Annotated in this window: 6 protein-coding genes; 1 reads left to right on the forward strand and 5 read right to left on the reverse strand. The window is 52.0% G+C overall.

Going from position 1 to position 7,665, the window contains the following annotated elements:
* The 3 genes from HN413_16735 to HN413_16745 form a co-directional block, all read right to left on the reverse strand.
* The coding region (locus tag HN413_16735; protein ID MBT3392047.1) for a response regulator at positions 1–381 on the reverse strand (381 nt) is incomplete at its 3' end.
* Between the two features lie 124 nt (positions 382–505).
* A complete protein-coding gene (locus HN413_16740; GenBank protein MBT3392048.1) occupies positions 506–1,825 on the reverse strand; it encodes a hypothetical protein in 1,320 nt (439 codons plus the stop codon).
* Between the two features lie 84 nt (positions 1,826–1,909).
* Positions 1,910–2,836 (reverse strand): hypothetical protein, encoded by a 927-nt coding sequence (locus tag HN413_16745; protein ID MBT3392049.1) that lies wholly within the window; start codon positions 2,834–2,836, stop codon positions 1,910–1,912.
* A gap of 100 nt (positions 2,837–2,936) precedes the next feature.
* On the opposite strand from HN413_16745, the gene HN413_16750 reads away from it, so the two are divergent.
* Positions 2,937–4,961, forward strand: coding sequence for a peptidase S41 (locus HN413_16750; GenBank protein ID MBT3392050.1), 2,025 nt, complete (start codon positions 2,937–2,939; stop codon positions 4,959–4,961).
* Positions 4,962–5,005: 44 nt separating this feature from the next.
* Here the strand turns inward: HN413_16750 and HN413_16755 are convergent, their stop codons facing one another.
* The gene (locus HN413_16755; protein MBT3392051.1) at positions 5,006–6,478 is read right to left on the reverse strand and encodes a hypothetical protein; all 1,473 of its coding nucleotides are present in this window, start codon (positions 6,476–6,478) and stop codon (positions 5,006–5,008) included.
* Positions 6,478–7,665: LegC family aminotransferase (locus HN413_16760; protein ID MBT3392052.1), on the reverse strand; the 1,188-nt coding region annotated here is incomplete at its 5' end. The genes HN413_16755 and HN413_16760, both read right to left, overlap by 1 nt.

The raw sequence follows: 7,665 nt of genomic DNA on the forward strand, positions 1-7,665 counted from the left end.
AACGATCATCTCTGGCAATAAATAATTCGATTTGCGTACATATGCATAGTGACTGAGAATACCAGAATTGAGGAAGTCGCGGTAGTAAGAGTCGTCATCTTGAATAGAATAGAAAACCACGGGCAAACGGGGGAACTCGCGCCGGATGGCAACGGCGCTTTGAATGCCATTCATTTCGCCCGCAAGTTGAACATCCATGAGAATAACATCAATAAGACATCGGATGTCTTCAGAAACATCCGATGTCTGAATACAGTAGGCCAGAGCATCTTCGCCACTGTCACAGGCGTGGATGGTCTGCACCGCGCGAGTGGCATCGAGGCCAACAGCCAGGGCAGTACGCAGTTTGGGGTTATCTTCGACGAGGAGAAGTTTGAGCATGGTTCAAGTATACATGGTAATCACAGAAAAAAAACGGACACGGATCAACACGGATTAACGGATTTTTTTAAAGCTCTTTATCCGCGTACATCCGCGAAATCCGCGTCCGTTTTTTTAACAGCAATTACCGGAAGAGCAGTGGTATCGCTACCACCAGAAACACCCCCCAGATGACGTAGAAATTCGTGCCAAGGCTGAAAACTTTTTGAAGCGACTCAACCCAACGCTCCTGACCATCTTTGAACTGCTTAACGATCAAAGTTATCAAGATGCCGATATTGATCGCATTCCAACCGATTACGGCCAGGCGATTGATTGTCATACCACCCTCGAATGTACGGTAGACGATTGCCGCGAGAGCATAGATGCTGATCAGCGTGCCCAAGATTGCCACAGCCAGGATGCCGTTGCGCAGCCAACGCTGCATATTCGGCTCCAGTTCATCCGGTCGTATCGGTGTTGCGCCCATCAGCAGGCCCATAATGGCGAAAAGCAGGGCATTGTAGACGATAAGCACATCACGTTGGTTGAAAGGTTCCATGAAGTTGAAAGGGATCAGGAAAACATACACCACCAGCACAGCGAGCAACAAGGGCAGCAGGATGCGCATCATAGTCGCGATGAACTTGCTCAATCCCTGAGTAAAATCTTGCCCGGCAGGGCTGGACGCGGGATCGTAGATCGTCGCGATTGCCAGAGTGGGCAGCAGGCCGAAACCACCAATCAAGATCAGGCGCATCACCGCATCGGGAATCTCCACATTGAGGGCAGCGAACATGCCAAAGGTGATCCCGCCCAGCACCATACCAAAGATGAGATACAAACCGGCGGTGATCATCGTCTCAATGGATTTGATTAAAAAGGCAAAGCGATCCTCAAAGCTGGATTTCATCCCCAATACGGTGATCCCCAGCGTAATCCAGGCCAGCAGCGGCAAGTGAATTGCCATCAATTCCAGATAACGCGTCTGGAATTTACCGGTTAGCCCAGGGGAAATCAAAAAGACATATAATCCTGACAACAATAAAGCCGCAGTAAGCGCGGCAGTTCGACTGTAATTCTTCTTGGCTGTCCCCGCTAAAAATACCATACTGAAAAGAGCGGCAATCGGCGACCAAAAGAGTACAAAATAGGGCAGATGATCGAGGAACATCGGCCCATCTTCGGTGGTGATGAGCCAGAGTACCAGGCCGGTGAGGATGCTCATCGAAATGGCAAGCTTCCAGTTGGTCGCCCTTTTTGGGGCGGATTCTGCCTCCGGTGCGCTTTGCTGCAGGCGAAAATACCAGGCCGCCAGCAGCACGTTTTCAGGGCTATCTTCATAGCAAGCCAACAACCCGGCGCGGAAATCGGCCAACTGAGCCTGCGCACGGGCCGATTGATACAATTTCTCCAACGCCTGGGGGTCAGCGCTGGAGGCGCGAACTTTCTCAAGGTAGGTCATGGTTACCTCCATATGGTTAGAATGCCTCCAATGTATCAAACGTCAACATTGAAATCAAGCACCTGAGTGCTTCGCCGAAGCGACTCAAGCGCGCTGTGTCTGTGCAATCTCCAAAAGAATCCCCCAGGCACCTTTGGTAAGAGAGGCATTATCACAGGCCATATTTTCCAGTAAAGCAGAGAACGAGAACCCGGCAGCAATAATTTGATTGCGCTGATCGCCAACCCAGCGATCTGTTGGTTCACGCCCCGAATTCCAGTGATGGGCAACGATCTGGGCCATCAATTCGGCATAGGTATAGGGCGGAAAGCGCTGTACGAACAAACCCTCGATGACGAAACCGGGAAGTTTCTTGGCGCGGTCAATCCAGCCATCGGCGTCGCGGGCCAGGTTTTTGGCCTGCACTTTTAGTCGTTTGATCTCTTCTACAAGTTGAACAGCACGCCCTGCGTCAAGTTCACTTACTACCCGCTGGAAGTACTGCGCAAAGCGGCGGGCATGTTCCACGCCATAGTGGCTGTTCGAATAATCAATATCGATATCGAAAGCCAGTTCGCCATATTGCGGGTGCGGCAACGAGAGATTGAAGACCACACCAGGGTATCCGGGCCAGGTACGCACAAAGTTAAATTGGGCCATCCCTTGAGGCCGCTGAAAACAGTTCTCTAATGCAGCCCCCACCTGCAGAACGGCATCGGTCAGGCGCGCATCATAAAGACGCAACTCTTCGAGGCTGGTAATACCCTCTTTTTTGCCGACCAACTCCCGGGTTCCAATCGCCGTCCAATCTTTATATCCCCGGCTCTCATCCAAGGGGGCGTTGAAAAAGATCAAATCCATATCCGGAAACGCATCTGTATTTGTGCCACGCGCAAAGGAACTCATATCGCCGCATTGGATGTCTTCCGCGGGCGTATCCGGATAATATATATCACGAATAGCAGCGCGCACTGCCAATAGTACCCTCTGGCTAAGTTGTTTCTGAGAGGTGATCTGTTCGAATAAATCCATCGCTTGCTCCGTGTTTGGGAATGTGGCATACTTTGTTGAGGAATTCTCGCCACAATGAGATGAGTAATTCAAGTATACATCAACCCCAAGGATGGACTCAATGAGCAACAAGACCCTATTTATTGGTATTCTTCTGGTTCTGGCAGCAGCCACACTGGCGTGCAGCGCCATAACCGGCATCACAAACACACCCACGCCAATCCCCACGCTCATACCAACGCCAACCGCGTTGCCGCCCATACCCGTACACCCCGGCGCAGAACACCCCGACGAGCCAGTTCATATCCACGGCGAAATTCCCTTCACATCGCCGTTTTTCCTCGATACGGTTTCTGAGGCCTTTGTGATGCTTGAAGACCAGGCCGGGTTCATCGCCCGCGATCTCGAATTTGAGTTCCCCCTCGGTGGGCAGGCCATCGGGCCAGTAGAACTGATCGGTGATGATACGCTGCTCTACGAATTGGCGCTGCCTGCCATCCCACAGGGCACACCCAGCGACGTGGATAACAATGACGAGAGCGATCCTGGCGTGCAGATTTTTGCTGTGGCCTATTGGTCAAATACCTGGGGCGGGCCATTTCTTGAACCGCGCGACGGCACCGGCTGGTCTACGGCGTATGCCAGCACAATTACCGATTCCGACCGCGACTACGAGATCACGGGCGGCACGCTGATCGTCTGGGCGCCCGACGACGAGCAAGGCTTCCCCACCGCTTTCGGCGCAGATGAAAAACTCTTCACCGATGACGACCCGATTGCGCTCATTCCGGCGGGCTACAATATCATCGATCTCAACGAACAGCCTTTTCGCATTCATAAACAGGCCCAGCCCAACATCACGCTCGTTGAGGGCGATACAGCTGTCAACGATTATACCGACTTGAGCTACACCGAGGCCTTCAATGCCCTGTACGAGAAAGTCGCCCGCGAATACCCCTTCACACCCGACAAGAATCTCGACTGGCAGGCGCTCCACGACGAATATGCGCCTCAAATCGCCGCCGCGCAAGACGATGAAGATTTTTTCTGGGCGCTGAAAGCCTTCACATTGGCAATCCCCGATGCGCATATCGGCATCGGCTTTAACGACATGATTTCACAACTATTTTATAAAAATTACAGCGGCAGCTTTGGGATGATTTTGACCGAATTGAGTGATGGCCGCGTCCTGGTGGTGGATGTGTTCCCGGAGTCCCCGGCAGCACGCGCGGGGCTGGAGGTGGGCGCTGAAATTCACCAATGGGATTCTACGCCCATTGGCGAAGCGATTGACGCCATAGAACCCTTCTTCGGGCCGTACTCCACCGAACACCACAAACGCTTCGAGCAACTCGTTTTCTTGACGCGCGTCGCCCCCAACCACGAAGTCACAATCAACGTAAAAAATCCCGGCGGGAGTAAACGCGACATCACACTCAAAGCCGAGGTTGAATACGACTCACTTTTCGCCTGGATTCCATCCCTGGCTACAGACGCAGTCAGTCCGGCGATTGTCGGCGAAATACTGGAACCCTCCGGGCTGGGCTATATCCGCATTAACACCTTCTCCGATGACTACAATCTGATGGCTCAATTGTGGGAGCATTACATCAGTACGCTGATTGATCTCGAAGTTCCCGGCATCATTTTAGATATGCGCGTCAACGGTGGCGGCAGTTCCGGGTTGGCGGGCGCGTTCGCAGGTTATTTTTATGATAAAGAGATTGAAATCTCGCGACGCTCGTACTACAACGAATTACTGGGTGAATTTGAGTACAAAGACTACCCCGGGCAGATTCAACCAGGGCCGCTGTATTATGATGGTCCAGTGGCAGTGTTAGTCAGCCCCTACTGCATCAGCGCCTGTGAGGGCTTCGCAAACTCAATGACCTACCGCGACAACACCACCATTATCGGCCACTTCCCCACCGCGGGGGCCTACGGCGAAGTAGGACGCGGCCAATACGACTTGCCGGCAGAGTTATCCCTGCAATTCCCCACGGGACGCTCCGAAACCCCGAATGGCGAACTCCTCATCGAGGGGGTGGGTGTAGTTCCCGATATTCTCGTCCCTGTTACAGAAGAAAGCGCGCTTGGGGCGATAGACGCGATACTTGATGCAGCCATTGGGGTGCTGACGAAATAAAAAAAGGAGTGGCCTGCATCCGCAGGCCACTCCTTTTTTTATTCTCACTGGGACCAGGGATGCATCGCCTTGCGCCGTTGGCGCCTGGGCAATTTGCGTATTTCTTCCCCGCGGGTAACCAGACCATCGATCAAATCTAAAATGCGCTCGGTGGCCTTGCCGTCAAAGCGTACCCAATACTCCGCTGCCTGCGCCTGGCCATCGACAAGTTGCTGGTAAAAAGCTTGATCATTCAAAATACGCTGGAGTGTTGACACAAATTTTTCTCGCTGGCGAACGATAATGATACCGTTAACATCATTAAAAATATCGTAATCAAAGTTGTGAAAATCTACCACGATCACCGGAATATGGGCAGCAATTGCCAATGTCACCGTTGAAGAATAGGCAGCTACAAACACATCGCTGATGGGGATTAATTGGTCATAGCTCTGGTGGGCAATCACCAAGCCATAGCGCTCTGCACGCGGAGCATATTCAGCAAAATTGCTTTTGGGATGCAAGCTCAATACTACATTGGTGTGGGGTAATAAATCAGAAAATACACCGAACAGAAATTCGGTTTCGTCCCAGTGTTGATCCCAGGGGAGCAGATCATGTTCCCCCAATTGCGGCACAGCACAAACCAACAATTTTTTCTCAGGATCAATCCCCCACTCGGCGCAAAGACGTTGGCGCGCTTCAACTCGTTGCTGCCAAATTTTTGCGGCGCGGTCATAGCGCGGCTTACCAACGATGGTTATTTTTTCGTCAGCCATCCCTTGAAGGATAAAATTGTCTTTGCTGTGATGGCTCTCGACAGCCATCGCCCAGCCCGCCCCGCCGCCTAAAACCCAGGGATCGACAGGCATCATCCGCCAGATAGCTGCGGCCAGCATAGTGGCTGGCGGTTGCCAGAGCAGAGTTTCTCCATTTTGCGTGAAGCTCCACTCCGGGTGTAGACGTACCACCATGCGGTTGAGCCATCTCTCCATCCCGTATGTGCGCCGCCAATCTGGCATTGCCAACCGATATACAGCAGCGCTCTCTCGATCGGACAAGGCATAAGGAATAAGCAACGAGGGGATGCCGCGCCGGTTGGCAAGCTCCACTAGCGCAGTTTCAATTCCAATATGACGATCACCGACTAGCAAGATGCCTTGGGGGTTGATTCCATCGAGCAGGCGCCGTACCCGCTGCACGATGAGAGCATATTGAAACCATGCCAGAATAAATTGTGCCAGGAAAGTTTTCTTTACCCAAGAAAAAATGGCGGACGCGCTTGAACGTCGTTTGGGGCGTTGGGAAAGCACCGCACCGTCAGGTTGTGAACGGTTGTATGTAGATGGTTTTCTGACCGTGCGATAAGCGATGCCCTGTTCCTCGCAAACCTGCACAGCGGAATCGTATCCAGAACCATCAAAAATGAATATTGGTTGATAGCGTCCTACCCGCAGCAAAGCCGCGACAATTTCCAGCATCTCCGAAAAGGCCGCCGGGTTGTGAGGAAGACAGAGAATATTTCCAGGGGTGGGCATCAGGAAATTTGAGCGCGGAGCAATTCAATCACACGCTGCTGATCTTGAGCACGCAAGCCAACTGAACTTGGCAAGCTGAGCGCATCGCGGTTCAATAGATCGGCAACAGGGCAGGGCATTGAGAAAACAGCATCCGCATAGGCTGGACTGCGGTGCAAAGGTTGCCAAAGCGGGCGCGATTGAATATTATTCCGGGCCAATTTATGCATCAGTTGTCGGCTGTCGAGACCATATTGAGCCGCATCTACCAAAATGGTATTTAGCCAAAAAGTACTATTGGCCCATTCTGCCTGTTCTATCAAGTGGATACCATCAATATCGGCGAAAGCCCGTGCGTATTTCTTGGCTATACGCATCTTGATCGCTATATACTCATCCAACAGTTCCAACTGCGCTACCCCCATGGCTGCCTGGATATTTGTCAGACGGTAGTTATAACCCACTTGATGATGAATATATTCCAACGGGTCGTCTTTAGCCTGGGTAGTCAGGTAACGCGCTTTTTCTGCAAAATCATCACGGTCAGTAACCAACATTCCACCACCGCCGGTGGTGATGATTTTGTTACCGTTGAAACTAAAGCAGGCAATATCACCCAGCGCACCTACATTGCGCCCCTTATAGCTGGCTCCCAGGCTTTCGGTGGCATCTTCGATAACTGTCAAATCATATTTGCGGGCTGCTTCCAAAATAGGGTCGATATCCACAGGATGTCCAAGAATATGCACTGGAATAATGGCTTTGACGCGCCGTCCGGTCTGTTTATTGAAAAGCGCGCCGGATTTCCAGTGACAACCATTTTCTAGAAAATCCACGACTTGCTGAGTATCCATCTGCCAGTAACGCGGCTCTGCATCGATAAACACGGGCCAGGCGCTTGCGTAGCGCACGGCATTTGCCGGTGCAATAAAGGTCAGGGCCGAGATCAGTACTTCATCATCAGGTTCTACCCCAGCAACCAGCAGAGCAACATGTAGCGCGGCAGTTCCATTACTTGTGGCTACAGCGTGCTGCGTGCCAACATAGGTTGCCAGTTTCTCCTCGAAGTGTGTGACATATTTCCCCACGGATGAAACCCAGTTGGTATCCAGACAATCCCTAATATATTGCCATTCGTTACCGCGGATTTCAGGAACGCACAGGGGGATGCTGTCTCCCGAGGGTGGCGCGCCAGGTTCAAGGTTTGG

Source organism: Chloroflexota bacterium (assembly GCA_018648225.1).
In the GTDB taxonomy this organism is placed as follows: domain Bacteria; phylum Chloroflexota; class Anaerolineae; order Anaerolineales; family UBA11858; genus NIOZ-UU35.

What these genes read in the sequence shown, in the direction of transcription:
- HN413_16740 (MBT3392048.1), bottom strand. Translation starts at nt 1,825, where the DNA reads ATGACCTACCTTGAGAAAGTTCGCGCCTCCAGCGCTGACCCCCAGGCG.
- HN413_16755 (MBT3392051.1), bottom strand. Translation starts at nt 6,478, where the DNA reads ATGCCCACCCCTGGAAATATTCTCTGTCTTCCTCACAACCCGGCGGCC.
- HN413_16745 (MBT3392049.1), bottom strand. Translation starts at nt 2,836, where the DNA reads ATGGATTTATTCGAACAGATCACCTCTCAGAAACAACTTAGCCAGAGG.
- HN413_16750 (MBT3392050.1), top strand. Translation starts at nt 2,937, where the DNA reads ATGAGCAACAAGACCCTATTTATTGGTATTCTTCTGGTTCTGGCAGCA.